The sequence below is a fragment of the Tsukamurella sp. NPDC003166 genome, assembly GCF_040611135.1.
GTDB lineage: Bacteria > Actinomycetota > Actinomycetes > Mycobacteriales > Mycobacteriaceae > Tsukamurella.
In genome coordinates this window covers 24,805-47,465 of the sequence record NZ_JBEXNL010000029.1, presented here as the reverse complement: position 1 = coordinate 47,465, position 22,661 = coordinate 24,805, and the positions used below count along the sequence as shown (strand labels likewise).

Annotated in this window: 26 protein-coding genes, 1 pseudogene and 1 riboswitch; of the genes and pseudogenes, 7 read left to right on the top strand and 20 right to left on the bottom strand. The window is 71.3% G+C overall.

All coding sequences use genetic code 11. The features are described from left to right. Nucleotides 1-197: pseudogene (locus ABZX10_RS22445) on the bottom strand (hypothetical protein); the annotation flags it as partial. A 241-nt stretch (nucleotides 198-438) separates the two neighbouring features. On the opposite strand from ABZX10_RS22445, the gene ABZX10_RS22440 reads away from it, so the two are divergent. Further along, nucleotides 439-1,266, top strand: coding sequence for an LppX_LprAFG lipoprotein (locus ABZX10_RS22440; protein WP_355545428.1), 828 nt, complete (start codon nucleotides 439-441; stop codon nucleotides 1,264-1,266). 79 nt (nucleotides 1,267-1,345) lie between these two features. Here the strand turns inward: ABZX10_RS22440 and ABZX10_RS22435 are convergent, their stop codons facing one another. The 10 genes from ABZX10_RS22435 to ABZX10_RS22390 all read right to left on the bottom strand — a co-directional run bounded on the left by ABZX10_RS22435 (nucleotide 1,346) and on the right by ABZX10_RS22390 (nucleotide 11,119). Continuing rightward, entirely contained in the window at nucleotides 1,346-2,359 is a 1,014-nt protein-coding gene (locus ABZX10_RS22435) for an ABC transporter substrate-binding protein (RefSeq protein ID WP_355545425.1), read from the bottom strand. A 4-nt stretch (nucleotides 2,360-2,363) separates the two neighbouring features. Continuing rightward, nucleotides 2,364-3,128, bottom strand: coding sequence for an ABC transporter ATP-binding protein (locus ABZX10_RS22430; RefSeq protein WP_355545422.1), 765 nt, complete (start codon nucleotides 3,126-3,128; stop codon nucleotides 2,364-2,366). Nucleotide 3,129: 1 nt separating this feature from the next. Next, nucleotides 3,130-4,101 (bottom strand): iron ABC transporter permease, encoded by a 972-nt coding sequence (locus ABZX10_RS22425; RefSeq protein ID WP_355545437.1) that lies wholly within the window; start codon nucleotides 4,099-4,101, stop codon nucleotides 3,130-3,132. A 104-nt stretch (nucleotides 4,102-4,205) separates the two neighbouring features. Beyond that, nucleotides 4,206-4,346: riboswitch (cobalamin riboswitch) on the bottom strand. Continuing rightward, the gene (locus ABZX10_RS22420; protein WP_355545419.1) at nucleotides 4,345-5,235 is read right to left on the bottom strand and encodes a 3-methyladenine DNA glycosylase; all 891 of its coding nucleotides are present in this window, start codon (nucleotides 5,233-5,235) and stop codon (nucleotides 4,345-4,347) included. (Overlaps the previous riboswitch by 2 nt.) Beyond that, the gene (locus tag ABZX10_RS22415) at nucleotides 5,232-6,305 is read right to left on the bottom strand and encodes a hemolysin family protein (RefSeq protein WP_355545416.1); all 1,074 of its coding nucleotides are present in this window, start codon (nucleotides 6,303-6,305) and stop codon (nucleotides 5,232-5,234) included. The genes ABZX10_RS22420 and ABZX10_RS22415 overlap by 4 nt, the downstream gene beginning before the upstream one ends. Then, nucleotides 6,298-7,647, bottom strand: a complete 1,350-nt coding sequence (locus ABZX10_RS22410) for a hemolysin family protein (RefSeq protein ID WP_355545413.1) — start codon at nucleotides 7,645-7,647, stop codon at nucleotides 6,298-6,300. The genes ABZX10_RS22415 and ABZX10_RS22410 overlap by 8 nt, the downstream gene beginning before the upstream one ends. A 137-nt stretch (nucleotides 7,648-7,784) precedes the next feature. Beyond that, nucleotides 7,785-9,224, bottom strand: coding sequence for a GuaB1 family IMP dehydrogenase-related protein (locus ABZX10_RS22405; RefSeq protein ID WP_355545410.1), 1,440 nt, complete (start codon nucleotides 9,222-9,224; stop codon nucleotides 7,785-7,787). Nucleotides 9,225-9,272: 48 nt separating this feature from the next. Further along, nucleotides 9,273-10,214 (bottom strand): M48 family metalloprotease, encoded by a 942-nt coding sequence (locus tag ABZX10_RS22400; RefSeq protein WP_355545407.1) that lies wholly within the window; start codon nucleotides 10,212-10,214, stop codon nucleotides 9,273-9,275. 18 nt (nucleotides 10,215-10,232) lie between these two features. Next, on the bottom strand, nucleotides 10,233-10,631 hold the full coding sequence (locus ABZX10_RS22395) for a BlaI/MecI/CopY family transcriptional regulator (RefSeq protein ID WP_068569800.1): 399 nt from the start codon (nucleotides 10,629-10,631) through the stop codon (nucleotides 10,233-10,235). A gap of 260 nt (nucleotides 10,632-10,891) precedes the next feature. Continuing rightward, on the bottom strand, nucleotides 10,892-11,119 hold the full coding sequence (locus ABZX10_RS22390; protein WP_068569799.1) for a PspC domain-containing protein: 228 nt from the start codon (nucleotides 11,117-11,119) through the stop codon (nucleotides 10,892-10,894). Between the two features lie 99 nt (nucleotides 11,120-11,218). Between ABZX10_RS22390 and ABZX10_RS22385 the strand changes: the two genes are divergently transcribed. Further along, a complete protein-coding gene (locus ABZX10_RS22385) occupies nucleotides 11,219-11,644 on the top strand; it encodes a PaaI family thioesterase (RefSeq protein ID WP_082777778.1) in 426 nt (141 codons plus the stop codon). Between the two features lie 3 nt (nucleotides 11,645-11,647). On the opposite strand, the gene ABZX10_RS22380 is transcribed toward ABZX10_RS22385, so the two are convergent. Then, nucleotides 11,648-12,379, bottom strand: a complete 732-nt coding sequence (locus ABZX10_RS22380; RefSeq protein ID WP_355545401.1) for a hypothetical protein — start codon at nucleotides 12,377-12,379, stop codon at nucleotides 11,648-11,650. 89 nt (nucleotides 12,380-12,468) lie between these two features. Here ABZX10_RS22380 and ABZX10_RS22375 point away from each other — a divergent pair, with 89 nt between their 5' ends. After that, complete coding sequence (locus tag ABZX10_RS22375; RefSeq protein WP_355545398.1) at nucleotides 12,469-12,675, top strand: hypothetical protein; 207 nt, start codon at nucleotides 12,469-12,471, stop codon at nucleotides 12,673-12,675. A gap of 184 nt (nucleotides 12,676-12,859) precedes the next feature. Here ABZX10_RS22375 and ABZX10_RS22370 read toward each other — a convergent pair whose 3' ends face one another. Together ABZX10_RS22370 and ABZX10_RS22365 are read right to left on the bottom strand one after the other, a co-directional pair. Further along, nucleotides 12,860-14,320, bottom strand: coding sequence for an NAD(P)/FAD-dependent oxidoreductase (locus ABZX10_RS22370; protein WP_355545395.1), 1,461 nt, complete (start codon nucleotides 14,318-14,320; stop codon nucleotides 12,860-12,862). A 72-nt stretch (nucleotides 14,321-14,392) separates the two neighbouring features. Continuing rightward, the gene (locus ABZX10_RS22365; RefSeq protein WP_355545392.1) at nucleotides 14,393-14,962 is read right to left on the bottom strand and encodes a CGNR zinc finger domain-containing protein; all 570 of its coding nucleotides are present in this window, start codon (nucleotides 14,960-14,962) and stop codon (nucleotides 14,393-14,395) included. An 84-nt stretch (nucleotides 14,963-15,046) separates the two neighbouring features. Between ABZX10_RS22365 and ABZX10_RS22360 the strand changes: the two genes are divergently transcribed. Further along, complete coding sequence (locus ABZX10_RS22360; RefSeq protein WP_355545389.1) at nucleotides 15,047-16,066, top strand: DMT family transporter; 1,020 nt, start codon at nucleotides 15,047-15,049, stop codon at nucleotides 16,064-16,066. Here ABZX10_RS22360 and ABZX10_RS22355 read toward each other — a convergent pair. Further along, nucleotides 15,966-16,490 (bottom strand): GNAT family N-acetyltransferase, encoded by a 525-nt coding sequence (locus ABZX10_RS22355; RefSeq protein WP_355545386.1) that lies wholly within the window; start codon nucleotides 16,488-16,490, stop codon nucleotides 15,966-15,968. The genes ABZX10_RS22360 and ABZX10_RS22355 overlap by 101 nt on opposite strands. A 92-nt stretch (nucleotides 16,491-16,582) precedes the next feature. On the opposite strand from ABZX10_RS22355, the gene ABZX10_RS22350 reads away from it, so the two are divergent. Continuing rightward, on the top strand, nucleotides 16,583-17,455 hold the full coding sequence (locus tag ABZX10_RS22350) for a hypothetical protein (RefSeq protein WP_355545383.1): 873 nt from the start codon (nucleotides 16,583-16,585) through the stop codon (nucleotides 17,453-17,455). A gap of 437 nt (nucleotides 17,456-17,892) precedes the next feature. Further along, nucleotides 17,893-18,366: a PadR family transcriptional regulator gene (locus tag ABZX10_RS22345; protein WP_355545380.1), complete on the top strand. Its 474-nt coding sequence runs from the start codon at nucleotides 17,893-17,895 to the stop codon at nucleotides 18,364-18,366. On the opposite strand, the gene ABZX10_RS22340 is transcribed toward ABZX10_RS22345, so the two are convergent. Genes ABZX10_RS22340 through modA form a run of 3 tightly spaced genes read right to left on the bottom strand, consistent with a single transcriptional unit; the run spans nucleotide 18,332 to nucleotide 20,942 of the window. Beyond that, nucleotides 18,332-19,351: an ATP-binding cassette domain-containing protein gene (locus ABZX10_RS22340; RefSeq protein WP_355545377.1), complete on the bottom strand. Its 1,020-nt coding sequence runs from the start codon at nucleotides 19,349-19,351 to the stop codon at nucleotides 18,332-18,334. The two genes, ABZX10_RS22345 and ABZX10_RS22340, sit on opposite strands and share 35 nt — an antisense overlap. Continuing rightward, the gene (locus tag ABZX10_RS22335; RefSeq protein WP_355545434.1) at nucleotides 19,339-20,145 is read right to left on the bottom strand and encodes an ABC transporter permease; all 807 of its coding nucleotides are present in this window, start codon (nucleotides 20,143-20,145) and stop codon (nucleotides 19,339-19,341) included. Before ABZX10_RS22335 ends, ABZX10_RS22340 begins: the two co-directional genes overlap by 13 nt. Then, a complete protein-coding gene (gene modA, locus ABZX10_RS22330; protein WP_355545374.1) occupies nucleotides 20,142-20,942 on the bottom strand; it encodes a molybdate ABC transporter substrate-binding protein in 801 nt (266 codons plus the stop codon). The genes ABZX10_RS22335 and modA overlap by 4 nt, the downstream gene beginning before the upstream one ends. A 50-nt stretch (nucleotides 20,943-20,992) precedes the next feature. Here modA and ABZX10_RS22325 point away from each other — a divergent pair, with 50 nt between their 5' ends. Next, complete coding sequence (locus ABZX10_RS22325) at nucleotides 20,993-21,424, top strand: acyl-CoA thioesterase (RefSeq protein ID WP_355545371.1); 432 nt, start codon at nucleotides 20,993-20,995, stop codon at nucleotides 21,422-21,424. Nucleotides 21,425-21,460: 36 nt separating this feature from the next. Here ABZX10_RS22325 and ABZX10_RS22320 read toward each other — a convergent pair whose 3' ends face one another. Continuing rightward, nucleotides 21,461-22,048, bottom strand: coding sequence for a hypothetical protein (locus ABZX10_RS22320; RefSeq protein WP_355545368.1), 588 nt, complete (start codon nucleotides 22,046-22,048; stop codon nucleotides 21,461-21,463). Between the two features lie 86 nt (nucleotides 22,049-22,134). Beyond that, nucleotides 22,135-22,659 carry a DUF1990 domain-containing protein gene (locus ABZX10_RS22315; RefSeq protein WP_355545365.1) on the bottom strand — a complete coding sequence of 175 codons (525 nt, stop codon included), beginning with the start codon at nucleotides 22,657-22,659 and terminating at the stop codon, nucleotides 22,135-22,137. Nucleotides 22,660-22,661 lie beyond the last annotated feature (2 nt).

Below are 22,661 nucleotides of genomic sequence, written 5' to 3'. Positions count from 1 at the left end.
CCCGCGCCGGGCTGGAAGTCGCGGCCGCGCGGGCCCGCCGGGCGGCGGCCGGGGTCGCGCTGATCGGGCCCCGACGCGCCGTCGGGACCTGCGCCGCCGCCGCGCCCCGGGTCGGTGCCGCGGCGCAGGTCACGGGGGCCCGGATCGTCGCCCGTGCGGTCGGCGCGCTCCGCCGGCGGATCGATATTGGTGGACACTTGTCGTTGCCTCCTGAGCCAGTACCGGTTTCCCGGTCCCGTACACCATCTCCAGGTACGCTAATGGATCGCTGAAGGCGGGCTTGCCGCTACCATCCACTGTCCGGTTCGCCGGGAAGTGGGCGCGCGAATCCGTCGATCAGCCCCCGAATTCATGCATACTTCTTCCGTGAGGCGGGACTTCCGCTTTTCATTCACGCCGGGCGCGCTGTCGCCCGGTCAGATTTCAAGGGGGGAACCCATGAAGTTCACGGCATCGCGCACGGCGATCGCGCTGCTCGCCGCCGGTGCGCTGGTACTCACCGGTTGCGCGGACAAGAAGACCGACGACACGTCGTCGGGCGGCGGCACCACCACCGCGGCGGCACAGAGCGGGGCCTCCGGCGCCCCGTCCGCGGCCCCGTCGGTGGACGCGAACGGCCTGCCGACCGTCCAGATCGTCAAGGACGCGGCCCTCGCCACGCGCGAGACCTACTCCGAGCACCTGACGCTCGCCGTCGACAAGGGCATCCAGGGATTGCCCGTCACGAGCGTCACCGGCGACATCATCTCGTTCAAGGACACCAAGCGGGTCGCCGCCCAGGGCGATGCGAACGTGCGCGTCAAGGACAGCTACGTCCAGACGAAGTTCGTCGTCATCGACGGCATGCTCTACGCGAACCTCGGTGGCGCGAAGTACCAGCCCATGGGCAAGACGGGCGAGAAGGGCGTCTACGACCCCGCGATCATCCTCGACCTGGAGAAGGGCCTCGCCAAGATCCTGGACTCCATGCAGGACCCGAAGGTCGAGGGCAAGGACACCGTCAACGGCCTCAAGACCGTCAAGGTCACCGGCACGGTCGCGACCCAGGTCCTGGACCCGCTGCTGCCGCAGATCACCGACATCGCCACGCGGGGCAACGCGGGCACGTCGCTGCCCATCACGCTGTGGATCGTCTTCGACGCCTCCGCGAACCCGATGCCCAAGCCGAACGTGACGCGCATGGAGGTCAAGCTCAAGGAGCTCCCGATCACCCTGAACCTCACCGAGTTCGGTAAGGACGTCAAGATCGAGAAGCCGGCCACCTAGCCGGAACAGCGGGTGCACGGGGCCCGGCGGACTTCGGGGGGAGTGCGCCGGGCCCCGTCGTATCCGGGGGCGGATCGCCTCAGAACCCCTTGGACCGCAAGTACTTCCCGAGCGTCTCCACACTCGACGGTGTCCGGGGCCCCTCGACCCAGGCCGCGTACGGCAGGACCACGAAGTTCCCCTCCCGCACCGCGGTGGTGTTCGCCATGAGCGGCTGGGACTTCAGCTGCGCGATCTTCGCCTCCGGCGTGTTCTCCTGGCCGAGGCCGTAGTCGACGACGGCGATGACCTGCGGGTCGCGCTGCGCCGCCGCCTCCCACGAGGTGCTGGTCCAGGAGTTGTCGAGGTCGGCGAAGACGTTCGTGCCGCCGGCGTTGTCGATGATCGCCTGCGGCGTCCCGGTCCGGCCCGAGGTGAACGGGTCGGGAGTGGCGCTGTCGAACAGGAAGACGCGCGCCCGGCGGGCGTCGTCCTTCGGAGCCCGCGCCCGCTCCGCGTCGATGCGGGCGCGGTAGTCCGCCACGAGCCTCACCGCACGGTCCTGGACTCCGAAGATCTCGCCGAGAGCGGTGAGATCCGCGAAGAGCGCGTCGAGCGGGGCCATGATGCCGCGTGCCGTGCTCCCGGGCTGCCGGCACGCCTCGGTGAGCTGGTAGGGCACGGCGCCGATCGAACGGACCCAGTCGGGGGTCACGCCGGTGGTCTCCTGGAATCCGTAGCTCCAGCCCGCGAACACGAGGTCGGGCTTCGCGGCCTGGATGACCTCCCGGGTGAAGCCGGTGCCCAGGTTGGGGGCGCGGTCGAAGTCGGCCTTCCACGGCGAGGTCCGGTAGTCCACGTGCTTCCCGTCGTAGGTCGTGTACCCGACCATCCTGTCGGTCAGCCCCAGCGCGAACACGATCTCCGCGATGCCGGTGTCGTTGACCACCACGCGGCTCGGCGGGTGCGGCACCGTCAGCGGTGCGCCGCAGTTGGTGACGGTCACCGGCTTGCCGGACGCCGAGGCGGGCGCGGCCTCGTCGACCTTCGCGCCGCACCCGGCGATGGCAAGGGACGCCGCGACCACCGTCGGCACGATCCTGCGTGTTCTCATCGATTCATCCTTCGTCGTCGAAGATCACCTGGGGGACGCCCAGGCGGGGGTGGGGCACGACGTGCGCCCCCATGTCGAAGTACCGCCGGATCGTCGCGGGCACGAGGATCTCCGACGGGGTGCCCGAGCAGGCCAGCGAGCCCTCGGACAGCACGTAGAGGCGGTCGCAGTACTGCGCGGCCAGGTTCAGGTCGTGGAGCACCGCGATCACGGTCACCCCCAGGTCGCGGGCCGCGCTGAGCACCGCGAACTGATGGCGCACGTCGAGATGGTTGGTCGGTTCGTCGAGCACCAGGACCTTCGGCTCCTGCGCGAAGGCGCGTGCGATCAGCACCCGCTGTGCCTCGCCGCCGGACAGCGTCCCGAAGCCCCGGCCCGCGAGGTCCGCGGCACCCGCGGCGGCGAGCGCACCGTCGACCGCGCGGCGGTGCGCCGAGGACGGGACGCCACGCCTGCGGTGCGGCAGCCTGCCGGTCTCGACGATCTCCCGGGCCGTGAAGCCGATGTCGAAGGGCGCGTGCTGCATCACCGCGGCCACGTTCCGTGCGTTCTCGGCCAGGCTCACCGCGGTCACGTCCGCGCCGTCGACGGTGACTGTTCCCGCCGCGGGCGTGAGCACGCGGTAGACGCAGCGCAGGAGCGTCGACTTGCCGCTGCCGTTGGGCCCGACGACGCCGACGAAGGTCCCGGTCTCGGCGCTCAGACTGACGTCCTCGATGACCCGGGCCCCGCCCAGCTCGACGCTCACGCCGGAGTACTCGACCCGCATCTCACGCACCCCCGACCGAGCGGCGCTGCATGAGCGCGATGAACAGGGGCACGCCGACGGCCGCGGTGATCGCGCCGAGCGGCAGCTCCTGCGGCGGCGCGACGGTCCGCGCGACGATGTCCGCGAGGACGAGGAAGACGGCGCCCAGCGCGGGAGCGACGAGCAGGACCCTCCGGTGGTCGGCACCCACCAGCAACCTCGCCACGTGGGGCACGACGAGTCCCACGAAGCCGATGGCGCCGCAGACGGAGACGATCACGCCGGTCATCGCCGCGGTGAGCACGAACAGCGCCGTGCGGAAGGCCGCAGCCGAGACGCCCAGCGAGATCGTGACCTCGTCGCCGAGGGCCAGCGCGTTGAGCCGGCGGGCGGACCAGCCGAGCACGACGAGGCCGAGACACACGTACGCCGCGAGGAGTGCGGTGGTGTGCCAGGTCGACGGGGACATGCTGCCGAACAGCCAGAACATCACGGTCCGGGCGGCGTCGCCGCGCGGCGCCAGGAACACCAGCACGGTGGTCACGGCCGAGAATCCGTAGGCCAGCGCGGTTCCGGTGAGCACCAGGCGCATCGGCGCGAGTCCGCCGCCGCGGGAGGCGATGAGGTAGACCAGCGCCGTCGCGGCGAGGGCGCCGAGGAACGCGGCCGTCGGCAGGGCGTACAGGCCGAGCGTGCCGAGGACGCCGAACAGGGCCACCGTCGTCGCGCCGACGGAGGCCCCGGAGGAGATGCCGAGCACGTACGGGTCCGCGAGGGCGTTGCGCACCATCGCCTGCACGGCGACGCCGATCGCGCTGAGCCCGGCCCCGACGATCGCGGCGCTGAGCACCCGAGGGATCCGCGAGTCGGCGACGATGCGATAGCGGGTCGCGTCCGCGGCGTCGATGTGGCCGCCGGTCAGGAAGGCACCCACGAATCGCGTGCTGTCGGCGACGGGGATGTGCACCGTGCCGAACAGCACGCCCAGCCACATGGCGCAGATCAGCGCGATGAGCAGCGTCGCGAGCAGCACGACGACACGGCGCGGCGAGACCACTCGCACTCCGCGACTCCCCTCGGGTCGGTGAGCACCGCCCGACTCCGGGCGGTCGCGAGGGCAGGTATCGGACTCGCGTCACCCGGAGGTGGCGTCACCGTTGCGGGGCAGCCCCGGATTCACACCGGGTTCCCTCTTGCGCCGCGCACTCTCGCCCGCGGACCGTCGCTGGGAGGCAGTCTAGGCCGAGGATGCGGACATATCGGCGGCGGGCCAGGCGCGGACCACGCCGAGCAGCCGATCGCGGATCGGGCCGGCCCGCTCGGCGAGCGCGACCTGCTGCCGCACGTACTCGCGCCGTCCCTCGGACGTCTCGATCGCGATGGGGGAGAAGCCGTGGTCCGCGAGGTCGTACGGGCTGGCGCGCATGTCCAGTTCCCGGGCGTCGCGGGCCAGGTCGAAGGAGTCCGCCACGAGGTCCGACGGTGCGCCGGGCGTCAGCTTGAAGGCCCACTTGTAGAGGTCCATGCCGGCGTGCAGGCAGCCGGGCTGCTCGCTCGCGACCTGTGTCTCGCGGGTGAGTTCCGTGGCGTTACGGGGGACCGCGTCGGGGGTGAAGAACCGGAACGCGTCGTAGTGGGTGCACCGCAGGCTCCCCGCGCGGACCACCTCGTCGGTGCCGTCGGGTCCGAGCCGCAATGGCACCGGGTGCCGCGCCTGGTCGGCCTCGCGGAAGACCATCGCCCACTCGTGCAGCCCGAAACAGCCGAAGACCGGCGCGCGGGACGCGGTGGCCTCGAGCAGCCGCGCGACGTAGGCGGCCGTGCCGGATCGCTTGGCGAGCACGGCCGGATCCTGGGTCACGAGCGTCCCTGATACCTGGTAGCCCCGGATTCCGCCGAATTCTTCAGCGGCGAGCGGCCCGTCGAGCTCCGTGCCGAGGCCCGGGTGCCAGCGCAGCAGATGCGCGGGGCGGTGCCCGTAGTAGGTGAACAGGAAGTCCCAGACGGGGTGCTTCTCGCCGCGGGCGGCTCGGCGACGATGCGCGTCCACGAACGGTTCGAGGCGGGCGCGGTGGCCCGCCGCGAGCGGTTGCCACTGCGCGTCGGTCAGGACAACCGCGCTGCTCACACCCGGTGCGTTCCGTCCCGGACCGTGCCGACGAACTCCTCGACCACGTCCTCCAGGGCGACGATGCCGATGGTCCGGCCGTGGTCGTCGGAGACCGCGGCCAGGTGCCCGCCGAGGCGACGCAGGTGCGCGGTCGCCTGGTCCAGCGACAGCGCACCGTCGACCACGGGGAGCGGGCGGATGCGGCCCGCGCCGATCACCGTGTCCGGTCCGACGGCGGCGTCCATGATGTCCGGCAGTACGTCCTTGACGTGCAGGTACCCGGTGAACGCACCGTCGCGGCTGCGGACCGGATAGCGGGAGTAGCCGGTCTCGGCGACCGCCGACTCGATGTCGCCGAGCGTGGGTCCCCACGTGCCGCTCGTGCCCTGGACGGCCTGCAGCCCGCGGATCTCGGTGAGCGGGATCGCGACGTCGGCGACGGTGCGGCGGGAGGTCTGCAGCGCGCGGGTGAGCCGGACGCGCTCCTCGGCGTCGATGAGGCCCTCGTCGTGCGATTCGGCGATGAGCTCGGGCAGCTCACCGGCGGACACGGTGCCCTCGAGCTCGTCCCGGGGCTGCACGCCCAGCGCCCGGAGCACCAGCATCGCGAGCCAGTTGTACAGGGCGATGAGCGGGCGGGCGATCCGGACGAACCACAGCAGCGGCGGCACCAACAGCATGGCCGCGGCCTCGGGGCCCGCGAGCGCGATGTTCTTGGGCACCATCTCGCCGAGCAGGATGTGCATGATCACCACCAGCGACATCGACACCGCGAACGAGATCGGGTGCAACAACGCGTGGGGCACGTGCGCCCATTCCAGCGGGACCTCCAGCATCCGGGCGATGGCCGGCTCGCCGACCTTACCCAGCAGGATCGAGCAGATCGTGATGCCCAGCTGGCACGCCGCCAGCATGAGCGAGAGCTGCTCCGAGGCTTTGATCACGGCGCGTGCCGAGCCGCGGCCCTGCTCCACCAGCGTCTCGAGGCGGTCCTTGCGGGCCGCGATCAGCGCGAACTCGGATCCGACGAAGAAGGCGTTGGCGGCGAGCAGCAGCACCGTCAGGAAGATGTACAGAACGTCAATCATGGCTCAGCTCCACCAGGTCGACGCGGCGGCCGTCCATCCGTGCGACGCGCGCCGTCCACACCGGCGCGGCGGTGGCACCGTCGTCCTCGAGCAGCGAGGAATGCTGCGGGAGTTCGACGACATCGCCCACGGCCGGGATCCGGCCGAGCAGGAACATCACCAGGCCGCCGAGCGTGTCGTAGTCGCCCTCGGGCGCGCGGTAATCGGTGTCGCGCTCCACCTCGTCGATGCGCAGCAGACCCGAGCACAGGAAGCCGCTGTCGGTGCGCTGCACGTCGACGGGCTCGTTCGCGTCGTGTTCGTCGCGGACGTCGCCGACGATCTCCTCGATGAGGTCCTCGACGGTGACGATACCCGCGGTGCCGCCGTACTCGTCGACGACGAGGGCCATCTGCAGCCCGTTCGCCCGCAGCTGCTCCATCAGCGCGTCGCCGTCGAGGGTTGCGGGCACGACGGGCGGCGTGGTCGCGATCGTGGCGACGGGCACCGCCCCACGGCGGTCCGCGGGCACCGTCAGCGCCTGCTTGACGTGCACGAGCCCGACGGTGTCGTCCAGGTCGCCCCGGACCACGGGGAAGCGGGAGCGGCCCGATTCGATCGACAGCGCCATGAGGTCGGCGACGGTGGCGTCGGCCTCCAGCGAGTCGACCCGCTGGCGCGGCGTCATGAGATCCTCCGCGGTGAGCTCGCCGAACTCGAGCGACCGACCCACGAGCTCGGCGGTCATCTCGTCGATCGCGCCCGACGCGGCCGAATTGCGCACCAGCGCACTGAGTTCCTGCGCGGATCGAGCCGAGCTCAGTTCCTCCGCGGGCTCGATGCCCAGGCGGCGGACCAGCCCGTTCGCCGACGAGTTGAGGAAGGTGATCGCCCAGCGGAACACCGCGGAGAAGGCGGCCTGCGGGCCGGCGCTCCAGCGCGCGGTCTGCAGCGGGCGGGCGATGGCGAGGTTCTTCGGCGCCAGCTCGCCCAGCACCATCGACAGCGAGGTCGCGAGGACCAGCGCCAGGACCAGGGTCAGGGCGGCGACCACGGCCTCGGGGGCACCGGTCCACCCGAGCGCAGGGCGCAGGAACTTCGAGAGCACCGGCTCCGCGAGATAACCGGTGACCAGCGTCGTGATCGTGATGCCGAGCTGGGCGCCCGACAGCTGGAAGGTCAGGGTCCGGTGGGCCCCCTGCACCTGTTTGGAACGGCGGTCGCCGCGCTCGCGGACGTCCGCGTCGACGGTCGACTTCTCAAGCGCCGTGAGCGAGAACTCGGCCGCGACGAACAGCGCCGTGCCCAACGTCAGGGCGAGGAATCCCACGACGGCGCCGATCGTGATGAGCGCGCTAGCCATCGGCGCGCCTCCTCGACGTGGTCAGTGCCTTCTGCGCTCGTCGTCGGCGGCGTTTGCCGGGTCTTCGGGGCTTCATGGTCCTTCCCTGAGGATCGTCGGTGGGATCCACTGCATCCTACCGGCGATCCATCGAGTTCTCACCAACCGCCGGGCAGGGGCCGGCCCTCGGCGAAACCGGCCGCGCTCTGCACGCCGACGGTGGCCTTCGCGTGGAACTCCGGGACGGACCGGGCGCCCGCGTAGGTGAACGAGCTGCGCACCCCCGAGGTGATGCGGTCCAGCAGGTCCTCGACGCTCGGGGCATCCGGGTCGACGCGGATGCGCGAGCTGGAGATGCCCTCCTCGAACAGTGACTTGCGGGCGCGGTCGAAGGCGCCCTCGCCCGCGGTGCGCGCGGCGACGGCGCGCTTGGACGCCATACCGAAGCTCTCCTTGTACGCGGAACCGTCGGTCGCGTACTTCATGTCGCCCGGGGACTCGTAGGTACCGGCGAACCACGAGCCGATCATGACGTTCGACGCTCCGGCGGCCAGTGCGAGCGCGACATCGCGCGGGTGCCGCACGCCGCCGTCGGCCCACACGTGGGCGCCCAGCTCGCGGGCGGCGGCCGCGCAGTCGAGGACGGCGCTGAACTGCGGCCGCCCGACACCGGTCATCATGCGGGTGGTGCACATGGCGCCGGGGCCCACACCGACCTTGACGATGGTCGCGCCGGCGTTCACCAGGTCGCGGGCGCCGGCCGCGGCGACGACATTGCCCGCGGCCAGCGGCAGTCCGAGGTCGAGCGCGGCGACGGCCTCGAGCGCGTCGAACATCTTGGCCTGGTGTCCGTGCGCGGTGTCGACCACCAGTACGTCGGCGCCGGCCTCGGCGAGCGCGCGGGCCTTGGCGGCCACGTCGCCGTTGATGCCGACGGCGGCGGCGATGCGGAGTTTGCCGGCCCCGTCGACCGCGGGGCTGTAGATGCCCGCCCGGACCGTGCCGGTGCGGGTGAGGACGCCGTGCAGGCGGTCGTCACCGTCGACGAGGACCGCCAGATCGGAGTGGTCCTTGGCCAGCAGGTCGAAGATCGCCTCGGGCGCGGTACCCGCGGCGGCGCAGACGAAGGACGTGGACATCACGTCGCGCAGGCGCGCGAATCGGTCGACGCCCTCGCACGCGGCCGTGGTGACGAGGCCGATCGGGCGGTTCTCGCCGTCGATGACGACGACTGCGCCGTGCGCGCGTTTGGGGAGCAGTGCGACGGCGTCGCTCACCGAGTCCTCGGCGGTGAGGGTGAGCGGGGTGTCGGCGACGAGGTCGCGGCTCTTGACGTAGGAGATCGTGTCGGCCGCCGCCTGCAGCGGGAGGTCCTGGGGGAGCACGACGATGCCGCCCCGGCGGGCCACCGTCTCCGCCATGCGGCGGCCGGCGACCGCCGTCATGTTGGCGACGACGAGGGGGATGGTGGTGCCCGTGCCGTCGACCGACGCGAGGTCCACGTCGAACCGGGAGGTCACGTCCGACCGGTTCGGGACGAGGAAGACGTCGTCGTAGGTCAGGTCGTACTGCGGGCGGCTATCAGGAAGGAACTGCACGTGTCGTCATCCTACTCGATGACGTCGTGGCGCAGCTCACGGTCGGGATCAGTGCATGACCAGACGGTAGAACTCGGTGAGCCACGGGACGGCCACGGCCACCGTGGGCACCACCAGGATCAGGCCCGCGAGCAGGTAGACCGCGCCGCTGAACATCGTGCTCGCCGGGGGCATCGACAACCGCTCGACCCGCACGACGGTGCCCGTCGAGCCGACCGCGAGAGCGCCCCGCGGGGCGCGGCTCCGCGCGCAGGTGACCAGCGCATTGGCCAGGGGGAGCGGACCCGCGGCCGCGACGGCCTCGTCGTCGGCGAGGAGCTCGACCAGCAGCTTGACGGAGTCGAGCGCCGCCGAGGAGCGGACGAGGCGCGGGAACGCGTGGTGCACCGCGGTGAACGCCTCGAGCACCAGGTCGTGCCGGGAACGCAGGTGTGCGCGCTCGTGCGCGAGCACCGCGGTCAACTCCTCGTGGCTGAGCTGGGTGAGGGTACCGACGCTGAGCACCACGCGATGCCGCAGCCCGGGCAGGCAGTAGGCGAGCGGCTCGTCGACGCCGAGCACCCGCAGGTCGGCGGCGGAGACGGGGTGGTCACCGTCGACCGCCTGGGACAGGATGTCGACGACGGTGCGGTGCCGGGCCCGGCGCCATCGCGTGCGGACGGCCAGCCGGACGGTGGAGGTGATCAGGCGTGCGCCGATGATCAGGGTGAACACGAAGGCGATCACCGACACCGTCCACGGCACGGCGCCGAGCTGGCGGATCTCGTCGATCGGATTCGTGGTGGGCCGGCCGTCGGCGCCGGGGACGAGGAGGCGGCTCGCGATGACCAGGCCGGCGCTGAACGCCGACAGCACGGCGGCGAGCGCGATGGCCTGCCACAGCACGAGCGCGGCGCGGGGGGCGCGGATCGGCCAGGCGGCGCTGGACAGCCAGGTGGGTACCGGTCCCGCGAGCAGCAGGGCCAGCACTCCGAAGATCAGGGCCGCCATGGGCTTGAGCCTACTGGCTCAGGACGACCGCGTGGGACGCTCGGCGGCGCGGTCGACCCCGGCCTCGAGCTTCGCGAGCGCGCGGCGCAGCGCCTCGGCCTCGTCGGCGCCGACGCGCTCGACGAAATGGACGAGAGCGGCCTCGCGGGAGCTCTCGGCCTGCGCGAGTGCGTCGAACATGAGGTCCGCGACGAGTTCCTCGCGGCCGAAGGTCGCGGCGTAGCGATGCGCCCGGTCGGTGCGGATCTGCGTGACCAACTTCTTCTTCGCCAACCGCTGCAGCACCGTCATCACGGTCGTGTACGCGAGTTCACGGTCAGCGGAGAGTGATTCGTGCACCTGTCGCACGGTCTGCGGTTCGGTGGACGCCCAGAGATGGTCCATGACCGCGCGCTCGAGATCTCCCAATGCCGCCATTGCTCCGATTCTACTCGGGATGGTCCGCGCCGCTACGACAGGCTGTCGTAATCCACACCACATCGATGAGGGCTTGCTAAGTTAGGGGAGGCTGCCCTAGAGTGATTCATGTCGCCGAGAGCGACACGAGATCCACATCGGACCGGTTCGCGAACTGAGGGCTGCAGTAATCCGCCCGGTCTGTGCCAAGGCGGGTCCGGGGATGGCTGAGCCCCGGGCCCGCCGCTCTCGTTTCCGGCGGCGATCGCTCCGCGGGGCGGTCAGTCCTTCGGCATCACGAGCCAGAGCAGCAGGTAGAGCAGGAACTGCGGACCCGGCAGCAGGCAGGACACCACGAACAGCACGCGTACGAGGGTGGCGTCGATCCCGAAGTAGCGGGCGATGCCGGCGCACACGCCGCCGATCCAGTTGTTCTGCAGGTCGCGGGCGAAGCGCTTCTGCGGTGCCGGGGTGTAGGGGGACTGGGTGAAGGGCGTGTTCTCGGTCATGACTCCACGATGCCGTCCGCCGGGCCCGTTCCGCATCGGGGTCTTCCCGGAATCCGGCCCGGAGATCGACCCGGCGGTGCGCCGCCCTAGGGTGGGTTCATGACGCAACCGACCCCCGGACAGCAGCAGGTCATCGACGGGATCCAGGCCCAGGGCACAGCCGGCTTCGACTCGCTCCTCGGCCTCGAGTACACCGCGCTCACGCCCGACGGCGTCCGGGCGACGCTCACGCTGCGCCCCGAGCTGCACCAGCCCTTCGGCATCACCCACGGCGGCGTGTACTGCGCGATCGTGGAGTCGGTCGCCAGCGTGTCGGGCGTGATCTGGCTCGGCGGCAGCGGTCACGTCGTCGGCGTGAACAACAACACCGACTTCCTCCGCGCCCTCTCCAGCGGCGTGCTGTCGATCCGCAGCACCCCCATCCACCGGGGCCGCCGGCAGCAGCTGTGGCTCGTCGAGATCGACTCCGAGGACGGCAAGGCGGTCGCGCGCGGGCAGGTCCGGCTCCAGAACATCGAGGCGTAACAGCTAGCGGTTGGACCACGCGGCCACCGTGTTGCCCGCGGCATCCCGTCGCACCAGCGCGATGTCCGAGCGGCCCGACTGGTTAGCGGCCCAGTGCAGCGCGGACCAGTCGAACGCCGATGCGGGCAGGACGACTCGGTAGGGCAGGTCGGCCAGGACCTCCCCGTCCTTGGTCGGCATCGCTTCCGTGGGCGCGTCGGCACGCGTTCGGACACCGATCTCGACGGTGTCGCCCCGCTCGGCGACCACGAACGCGTCGACGTTCCCCCACGGGACGACCGAGCGGCGCACCCGCACGTCCTCGGCGGACGCCTGGAACAGCGTGGCGGACGCCACGTGCTGACCGATGACCGCCACCATCCCGGCGATGAACAGCGGCCGGGCGGCGACGCCGAGGCCGGCCTTGTCCAGCAGGTACGCGGCACCCGCGAACACGACGGTGCCCGCGACGAGCTTCGCGGCCAGCCGCAGCGGCGCGTAGGAGACCGTGACGTGGTAGCGGGCCCGCGCCAGCAGGGTGCGGGAGCCGAAACCTGCGGCGACGCAGACCGCCGCGGCGATCACCGCGAGCGACCACGCGCCCGTGCCGCCCTCATCGAGCGCGAACAGGAGCGTCACGACGGCGACGATCCCGGCGAGGATCGAGACCAGTTGCACGGGCTTGCCCACACCGGCGGCCTTGCGCATGCTGCGGACCGCCGCGTCGTGCGAAACGGGAGCTGTGGAGTAGGGCACGGTGCCTCCTGGGAGTCGGAATCTCTTCGAGCACCGTAGGACCGTGCGCTTGCGCTGGAGTTGCGGCTCGCTAGCCCCGGGCTTCGCCCATGACGATCGATCACGGCCGCTCCGCCCACCAGGAACGCGAAGCCCGCCAGGGCGCCGACCGCCGTGAGCATCGTGGTGAGGGCGGTCCGGCCGTCCGCGACGTATTCGACGTCCACGCGCTGGTAGGGCTCGTCGGAGGTGGCCCGGCCGAAGCGGAAGTCGGTGGTGATGGACTCGGGGGCCGCTTCGGTGGTGATCCCGGGTGAGGTAGTCGCCCACTGCGGCGGACGGCTCCGTCAGACGCGCGCCGTTCGGCAGAGAGGCGACCACGATCATGTCGAATCCTGTGCCCGCAATGCAGCGTGGCGTCTAGCTTACTGGGGTTGCCGGAGACGGGACGAGCGCGCTCCCGATCGGGAGCGCGCTCGTTCATCGTGTGCGGGTCCGGTGTCAGCCGGCCTTCTCGGCCTTCTCCGCCTCGGCCGACGGTGCGCCCGGGGCCTGCGCCTGGACGTCCGCCTTGGGCGCGGACTTCGGGAGCGCCTTGGTGGGGGAGCTGGTGTGCACCGGCGGGATCGCCGGCTTGGCACCGGTCTGCAGCGCGTCGAGCGCCGTGCGCGCGTAGACCTGCTGCTCGGTGATCGTCATCTGGCCGCGCTTGTTGGTCAGGAAGGTGATGGCCCACGAGGTCAGCGTGATGACGCGGTTCTGGTAGCCGACGATGTACCAGAGGTGCAGCGCGAGCCAGCCGAGCCAGGCGAGGAAGCCACCGAACTCGAGCTTGCCGACCTTCGCCACGGCGCTCGCACGCGAGACGGTGGCCATCGAGCCCTTGTCGAAGTACTTGAAGGGCTTGCGCTCGGCCGGGGTCTGGCCCTTGAGGCCGGCCTCGATCGCCTTGGCCGCGTAGGTCGCGCCCTGAATGGCGCCCTGCGCCATCCCCGGCACACCGTCGACCAGCATCATGTCGCCGACGACGAAGACGTTCGGGTTGCCGGGGATCGTGAGGTCCGGCAGGACCTTGACGCGGCCCGCGCGGTCGGTCTCGGCGCCGGACTGGTCCGCGAGGACCTTGCCCAGCTTGCTCGCTGCGACGCCGGCGGACCACACCTTGCACTGCGCCTCGATGCGCCGCTGGGTGCCGTCCTTCTCCTTGACGACGAGGCCGTCGGCGTCGACGTCGATGACCATCGCGCCCAGCTGGATCTCGACGCCCATCTTCTCCAGCCGCTTCGCGGCCATCGTGCCCAGCTTCTCGCCCATCGGCGGGAGCACGGCGGGGGCGGCGTCCAGGAGGATCACGCGTGCCTCGGTGGGGTCGATGTTGCGGAACGCGCCCTTGAGCGTGTTGTCCGACATCTCCGCGATCTGCCCGGCCAGCTCGACCCCGGTGGGGCCGGCGCCGATCACCACGAAGGTGAGCAGGCGCATGCGCTCCTCGTGGTCGTTGGACAGCTCGGCCTGCTCGAAGGCGCCGAGGATGCGGCCGCGCAGTTCGAGCGCGTCGTCGATCGTCTTCATTCCCGGCGCGAACTCGGCGAACTGGTCGTTGCCGAAGTAGGACTGGTCCGCGCCGGCGGCCACGATGAGGCTGTCGAACGGGGTGATCGTCTCACGCTCGAGCAGGTGGCTGGTGACGGTGCGGTTCTCGAGGTCGATGTCGGAGACCTCGCCGAGCAGTACCTCGGCGTTGCGCTGCTTGCGCAGGATCATCCGGGTCGCGGGAGCGATCTCGCCCTCGGAGAGGATGCCCGTCGCGACCTGGTAGAGCAGCGGCTGGAACAGGTGGTGAGTGGTCTTCGCGATCATCGTCACGTCGACGTCCGCGCGCTTGAGGGCCCGGGTGCCGAACAGGCCGCCGAAGCCCGAACCGATGACGACCACCCTGTGGCGGTGCGTTCCGTCGCTCATTACTCTCGTTGCTCCTGGTATCGCGTCGTAGCCGGGATCCCCGGCATGTGCAGTCCTACCGTAGTCCCCTGCTCACCTCTCGTCGCGACGCACGCCCGAACCCGTGGCGCGGCGCTCGCGGTATGCGGCCACGTGGGTCCGGTTCCCGCAGTTCCCTTCGGTGCAGAAGCGCCGGGAACGGTTCTTCGACAGGTCGACGAGAACCCGGTCACAGTCGTCGGCCGCGCAGGTCTTGAGGCGGTCCACGCTGCCGCTGCGGACCAGGTCGACGAGGGCCATCGCGAACTCGGCGCGCATCCGGACGGGGAGCGGGGCGTCGTCGGGGGTGAAGTGCAGGTGCCAGTCCCAGGCGCCGTGCCGGGTGAGGCGCGGTTGCTGCGGCGTGGCGGCCAGCATCTCGTTGACCAGCCGGGCGACCTCGTCGGGGTGGCCGGCCGCCCAGGCGTGCGCGAGCTCCGCGCGCAGCTCGTGGATGGGGCCCAGGTCCTTCGTCTCCGCGGAGCTCCAGCCGGTGAACTCGTGCTGCCGCAGGTACTCCTTCAGCGCCGCGGCGGTGCCGAGCCGTTCCTCGTCGCCGTAGTCGGTGTTCACCAGCTCCGCCGCCATGATCAGCGAGGGCTCGGTGTCATGTGCGAATTTCATTTGACTCCTTACGGCGGGTGCCGCTACTGTCACTAGCGTACTTCACTTGACTCCTTACTGATGGCGCGAACACGGAGGTGACGCATGGGTCGGGGTATCGCTATTGCACTGGTGTCGGGCTTCGCTTTCGCGATGTCCGGCCCGTTCGGCAAGCCGCTGCTCGCCGCCGGATGGAGCCCGGCCGGCGTGGTGCTCGTACGCATCTGGATCGCGGCGATCGTCACGCTGGTGCCGATGGTGATCTTCGGCCGCGCGCGGCTCGCCACACTGCGGCATGCGCCCTTCACGGTCCTCGCGTACGGGCTGCTCGCCGTGCTCGGCGTGCAGCTCGCGTACTTCAACGCGATCGCGCACATGTCGGTGACGGTCGCCCTGCTCATCGAGTTCTCCGCGCCGCTGCTGGTGCTGGTGTACCTGTGGGTCCGGTTCGGCAAGCGCCCGACGGTGCGCACCGCCCTCGGTGCGGCGTTGGCGGTCGCGGGGCTGGTCGCGGTCGTGGGTGCGGCATCGGGCGGTGCGGTCGTCTCGCCGATCGGTCTGGCCTGGGCGTTCGTGTCGTTGGTGGGTCTCGCGGCGTACTTCCTCCTGGCCGAGGACGGTACCCGCGCCGACGACCTCGAGGTCGAGGGCATGGACGGCGCGAAGCCCTCGGTGGACCAACTCGCCCTCGCGGCCGGCGGCCTGCTCGTGGGTGCGGTCGTGCTGTCGCTGACCTCGCTGGCCGGACTCATGCCCGTGCGGATCTCGACCCAGCCCGTGGTTCTCGGCGGCCTCGGCACGACGCCGTGGTGGGTGCCCGCCGTCGTCATCGGCGCGGTCGCCACGGGGCTGGCGTATGTCGCCGGCATCGTCGCGATCAACCTGGTCGGCCCGACGCTCGCGTCCTTCCTCGGATTCTCCGAGGTCATCGCGTCCGGCGTGGTGGCCTGGCTGATGCTGGGGGAGGCGCTCACGCCCCTGCAGATCGCGGGTGCGGCGGCGATCGTCGCCGGCGTGATCGCCGTCAAGCGGGGCGAGCGGCGCGATCCGGACGAGTCCGGCCGGCCCGTCGCTCCAGCCAGTCCGCACGATGGATCTCGTACTCGACCCGTGCGTACGGCGTGAGGTCCGCGTCGCCCTCGTCGTCCAGGTCGACCTCGCCCTGCAACGACTCCCAGTCGAGCATCGCGATATCCAGTTGGGACATGCCCAGCCCGGCGAGGACGCGCCGCGACGCGAGGTTCGACCACGCCGTGGAGGCGTAGACGCGACCGGTGAGGCCGCGCCCGAAGGCGTGGTCCACCAGGGCGTGCGCCGCCTCGGCGCAGAACCCCCGTCGACGGTGCGCCTCCGCCACCGAGTAGCTCAACTCGAGGCCGCGCGCGCTGCTGTGCCGGGACGCGCGCAGCGCGATCCGGCCGAGCGTGCGGCGGGTGTGCCGGTCGACGATGTGGAACCGACCGTCGAAGACGGCGGACCCGGGGGTGCCGGCGGCAGGCGCGAGGTGGAGACGAGCCGTCTCGATGTGCGCCTGCAAATCACCCCTCACAGTGCACAGCGTATCCGCTCGGGCCGCGCGGGAGGCGCAGTTCCCGCGGGTGTCGCGACAGCGGAACGCCGATGGCTGCCATACTGTCCGGCGTGACGTACCGAATCGCTCTTGCCACCTCCGCGGCGCAGCCGGACCTCGACGACCGCGGCCAGGAGGTCCTCGCCGCCCTGCGCGCGGCCGGCCACGAGGCCGAGGCCGCCGTGTGGACCGACTCGAGTGTCGACTGGGAGCAGTTCGACGCCGTCGTGATCACCGGCGTGTGGGACTACGCGCAGCGCTACGACGACTTCCTCGGTTGGGCCTGGCGCGCAGCCGCGCAGTCGCTCGTACTCAATCCGGAGCCGCTCGTCCGCTGGTACGCCGACAAGCGCTACCTCGCCGACTACGCGTCCGAGGGCCTACCGATGGTCCCCGCGCAGTTCATCACCGTGCACGACGCCACGCTCGACCACGACTACCTCGGCGTCGATCACGTGGTCCGGCCCACGATCAGCGGAGGACTCGCCGAGGCCTTCCGGTTCGGCCCGGAGGATTCCGCGGCGAGCCGCGCGAAGCTGGAGGAGATCAAGGCGGCGGGGACGTCGGTCATGGTCTTCCCGTACGTCGGCGAGGTCGGCAGCGTCTCGCTCGTCTACATCGGCGGCGAGTACAGCCACGCCTTCGGTCGTGATCTGGCCGCCGAGGTGAACGCGGAGCCCGCGGAGGGGCGTCCCGTCGAAGTGCTCTCCGATGTCGAGCCGACGGCGGCCGAGCGCGAGGTCGCCGACGCCGCGCTCAAGCCCATCGACCCCGCCAACCCGCCGCTGTACGTGCGGGTCGACCTCGTCCGTACCCCGGAGGGTGACCCGCTGATCCTCGAGGTCCAGGTCGTCCAGCCCGATCTGCATCTCGAGCGCGTCGAGAACGGTGCGGTGAAGTTCGCCGAGGCGATCGTCGCCCGGATCGCCTCGACGAAGGCCTGATCGGCACCGTCGTACCACGTCAGAAGCCTCCGCCCGGACACCGGGCGGAGGCTTCTCGCGTTCGAGGGGTTGCCAACCGGACTATCGCGATATATCATGAACGCATCGGGTTGCGAAACATGTGACCCCCTACCGAAAGGAGTGCCACCATGCGTAGGCACATTCACGATGAGCGCTTCGATGCACGATTCCGCAACAGCGGCTTCCCGTCCGAGTGCGGCCCCGGAGAGGGCCGCGGCGAAGGTCGTGGCCGCGGTCGTGGCCGTGGATTCGGCCCGGGCGGACCGGGATTCGGCCCTGAGGGGTTCGGCCCCGGCGGCCCCGGTTTCGGTCCCGGTGGACCCGGACCGTTCGGCCCGGGCGGCCCCGGAGGCCACCGCGGTCGCGGACGGGGGCGCGGCCGTCGCGGCGTCCAGCGCGGCGACGTCCGGATCGCTGTGCTCCGACTCCTGGAGACCGAGCCGATGCACGGCTACCAGATCGTCTCCTCCATCGAGGAGCGCACGGCGGGGGCCTGGAAGCCCAGCCCCGGCGCCATCTATCCCACGCTCAGCCAGCTCGAGGACGAGGGGCTGATCACCATCGAGCGGGAGAACGGCCGCAAGGTCGCCACGCTCACCACCGCGGGCCGCGAGTACATCGAGAGCGCGCTCGCCGACGCACCTGACCCGTTCGCCGGCTTCGACGGCGGCTCGGCCGAACGCGGCCACCTCCGCGAGACCTTGCGCGAGCTGCACGAGGTCACCCGGCGCGTCGCCCGCACCGGCGATCCCGAGCAGACCGCCGCGGTCGACACCATCCTCGGCGACGCGATCAAGCAGGTCTACCTGCTGCTCGCCGGCGTGGACCGCACGCCCCCCGCGGCCGCGGAGGCGGCTACTGAGGCTGCTGATCCGGACGACGAGCAGTAGTCACCCGGTGCGCGCGGGTCAGGTCCGGCACCAGCCGGACGGGGGCACCGGGATGAATCTCCCGGTGCCGCTCGGCCGGTAGCTCGGCCACCAGGTCGACGGTGCCGTCCGCCCCCGCGGGGGCGACGCTGCTGGTCACCCGGCAGCGCCCGCCCGCCACACTCACCTCGACGACGGTGCCGGACAGTCCGGCACCGTCGTCGTTCGCGGCGACGAGGTCGAGGTCCGCCGGCCCGAACACCCACGCCCCGTCGCCGTCCGGCAGCAGGTTCATCCCCGCCAGCCGGGCGGCGAACGGCGTCGCGGGGGAGAGGAGGAGATCGGCGGCGGGCCGCTGGTCGGCGATGCGGCCGTCCTCAAGCACGGCCGCCTGGTCGGCGAGGGCCACGACATCGGCCGCGTCGTGGGTGATGAGCACGCAGGTGCGTCCGTCGAGCAGGGAGCGCAGAACCGACCGGACCTCGGCCCGGGCGCCCACGTCGAGCGCGGAGAGCGGCTCGTCGAGCAGGAGGACCTTCGGCTCGGCCGCGAGGGCCCGGGCGAGCGCGACCCGCTGCGCCTGGCCGCCGCTGAGCTCGTGCGGGCGCCGGTTCCGCAGCTGTGCGGCGCCCACGGCCTCGAGCCAGTGGTCGGCCGCGGCCGCCGCGGCCCGGCGGTCCGCCCCCGCGCTGCGCGGCGCGAAGGCCACGTTGGCATGCACGCGCAGGTGCGGGAACAGTCGCGCGGTCTGGCCGAGCAGTGCCACTTTCCGACGGTGCGCCGGTACCCACCGCCCGGCACCGTCGAAGACGGTCTCGCCGGCGACGACGACGCGGCCGGCGTCCGGCCGGACCAGCCCCGCCACGGCGTCGGCGACGGTCGACTTCCCGGTCCCGTTGGGGCCGAGGAGGGCGAGGGTCTCGCCGCCGGGCACGGTGAACCGGGCGTGCACGCCGCGCTCGCGCACCTCGACGTCCGCCTGCAGGCCGGGGGTCACTGGCGCCACGCCCGCACCCCGTACACCGCCGAGACGATCACCGCAGCCGCGGCCAGGAGCACCAGCGACAGCGCCACCGCGGCCTGCGGATCGGTCTCGTTGCGCAGGTAGATCTCCAGCGGCAGCGTCCGCGTGGTGCCCGCGAGCGAGCCGGCGAAGGTGAGCGTCGCCCCGAACTCGCCGAGCGCCCGCGCGAAGGTCAGCACCACGCCGGACGCGATGGACGGCAGCACCAGCGGGAGGGTGATGCGGCGCAGCACGATCGACGGCGAGGCGCCCAGGGTCGCGGCGGTCCGCTCGTAGTCGGTGCCGAGGGTGCGCAGCGCGCCCTCCACGGCGAGTACCAGGAAGGGCAGCGCGACGAAGGCCTGGGCCAGGACCACGGCCACCGTCGTGAACGCGATGTGCCCGCCGATCCCGCCGTACTGGCCCACCAGGCCGCGGCGGCCGAACGCGTAGAGCAGCGCGATGCCGCCGACCACAGGGGGCAGCACCAGCGGCAGCAGGACCAGGGGGCGCAGCACGCCGACCAGCCGGGATCGGCTGCGGGCCAGGATCACCCCGAGCGGGACGCCGAGCACGATGCAGACCAGAGTCGCCGCGAACGAGGTCTGCAGGGACAGGACCAGGGCGGTTCGGGAGTCCTCCGAGGTGACCAGCTCCCCGAACCGCGGCCAGTCGACCTTCGCCACGACGCCGATCAGTGGCACGAGCACGAAGGCCGCACCGACCGCGGCCGGGACGACGATCCAGCGGGGGAACGCCCCGTCGACGCCGGGAGCGGACCGAGCGGGCCGGTTCAGCTGGGCGTCCCGAAGCCGGCCGCCGCCAGGGCCGCCCGGCCCTCGGGGCCGCGGACGAATGCGACGAACTCCTTCGCGCCCGCGGAATTCTTGGCGGCCGTCAGCGGCGCGATCGGATAGACGTTGACGGCACCGTCGGCCTGCGGGAAGTCGACCGACCCGACGGCGCCGTTGGTGCCCTTGACGTCCGTCTTGTAGACCAGACCCGCGTCGGCCTGCCCGTGCCGGACCTTGGCGAGCACGCTCGAGACGGAGTCCTCCTCGCTGACGGGGTGCAGCGTCACGTCGGCGGCCTTGGTCACCTTGGCGGTCGCCGTGCCGCACGGCACCGGCTGCGCGCACACCACGACGCTGACGCCCGGCTTGGTCAGGTCGGCGAGCGAGGTGACGCCCTTCGGGTTCCCGGGGGCGGTGGCGATGGTGAGGACGTTGGTGGCGAAGGGCTGCGGGTCGGTGACCAGCGACGCCGTCCTGGCCTTGTCCATGGTGGGGGTGTCCGCGGTGGCGAAGACATCGGCGGGCGCGCCCTGCGTGAGTTGCGCGAGCAGTCCCGACGACCCGCCGAAGGAGAACTTGACCGTGGTGCCGGGGTGCTTCGCGCGGAACTCGGAACCCAGCTTCTCGAAGGTGGCCTGCAGGCTGGCTGCGGCGTACACGATCACGGTGCCGCCCGAGCCGCCCGAGCCGCCCGAGCCGGCCGCGGCGGACGAGGGGGCGGAGGCGCCGTCGCCCGAGGTCGAGCAGGCGGTGAGGCTTGCAGCGAGCACCGCGGCGGTCAGAAGTCGTGTGGCGCGCATCGCATCTCCCGGTACTGGGTGGCCGCTGGGTCGTGATCGACAATAGCCCGATGAACAATCATGAGGTGCTGGTCCCGATGCGCTGGTCGGACATGGACGCGTTGCAGCACATCAACAACGTGTCGATGCTGCGGCTGCTGGAGGAGGCGCGCATCCGGTTCATGATGCGATTCGGCTCCGGACCCGATACGGACCGGGTCACGATGTTCGTCGCGCACCAGGAGATCGACTACGTCCGCCCGCTGCTGTACTCGCTGGAGCCCGTGCGGATCCTCATGCGCGTCACCAGGATCGGCCGGTCGGGCTTCGACCTCGGCTACGAGGTGCTCGGTGCGGACGGACAGACGGCCGCGCTGTCGGAGACATCGATGGTCGTGGTCGACGGTGCCGCGTCCGGCCGTCCTGCGACCATCCCGGAGGCGCTGCGCGCCCAGCTGGAGCCGCTCCTCGGCGAGCCCGTGGGCTTCCGCCGCCGCCGCTGAGTTCGAGTTCGGGATCAAGTTTCCCGCGTGTGCCGGTCAGCCGTGCAGTTTGTTGATGTCGTCGAGCGTCTCGCAGTAGGTGAGCTCGCCCAGTGACATGCGCGTGTACACCTCGTTCGATGCCTTCGTGAACGCGTCGTCCATACCGCCGTTCTGGGCGAACAGGGTTGACCGAGCTTGGTACGGCGCGTCGAATGTCTTGCTGATTTCTTCGGTGTCGTTGGTGAATGAATCGGGGAACACGGGAAGATGTTTTGCGTTGTCCGCCGACAGCGCCATCGGTGTCGTGATGCCGTAACGATGTTCGAGCGTGCAGTTGACCTGGAGAAATACCATCAACTGCTCACCATGGTTCTTCACGTCCCCGAGTTCCTTGACCGCTGCCGCAGCGATTGCGGCGTTCGACATTGACGGCGAGAACGGTTGCAGGGCTGCAATGCCCTTCCCGGGCTTCGTATCTCCGCCGGAGCTCCCGATGCCCGTCGCCGGTGTCGTGCCGCAGGCGGCCGTGCAAGCCATGGCGGCCCCGATGACCGTTGCGCCGGCGATGGCCCTCGACGCAGTGACAATGAACGACATGAACGCCTTTCCTGACTTGGCGGGCACCGTGCCTACCCACAGCATGCACACATGACACGGTCCCAGAAGTCGCGGAGGCCGCGCAGTCCCCTGTTCGGATGAATCCGGCCCCGAATGCAACTACCGATTCGTTACCCGGCTCCGGGACGGACCATCGCCGCGAGGTAGCGCTTCGTCATGACCGACTGCAGGAGGCGGCCGACGGGCGCGCCCAGGCGGGTGTACCAGCGCCCGGGGCGGGAGAAGGCGCTCACGACCGCGACCACGGCACCGTCGGGTCGCAGCTCGACCGAGAAGAGCTCCTCCCCGCTCTCGGGGTGCCCGGGCAGCGTGCCGTAGGCGAAGCCGGCCCGGTCGGGCTCGTCGACGACGTACACGACGCGGCAGGGGATGCGGATGGGGCCGAACAGCGGCGTCGACAGCTCCAGAACGGTGCCCACGTCGGCACGCGGCGTGCTCGCCCGCACTCGCATGCCCGCACCGCGCTGCATGCCGTAGCCGAGGATCGAGTCCCGCACGGCCGCGAAGTCCGCCGGGCCCTGCCCCACGACGCGCTCGGCCCGGACGGCGTGCGCGTCGGGCGGCGGGGTGGCCCGCGTCGCGCCCACCTCGGGGTAGGTGAAGGGGGCCCGCGCCAGTGCCTCGAGGTCCGTCATAC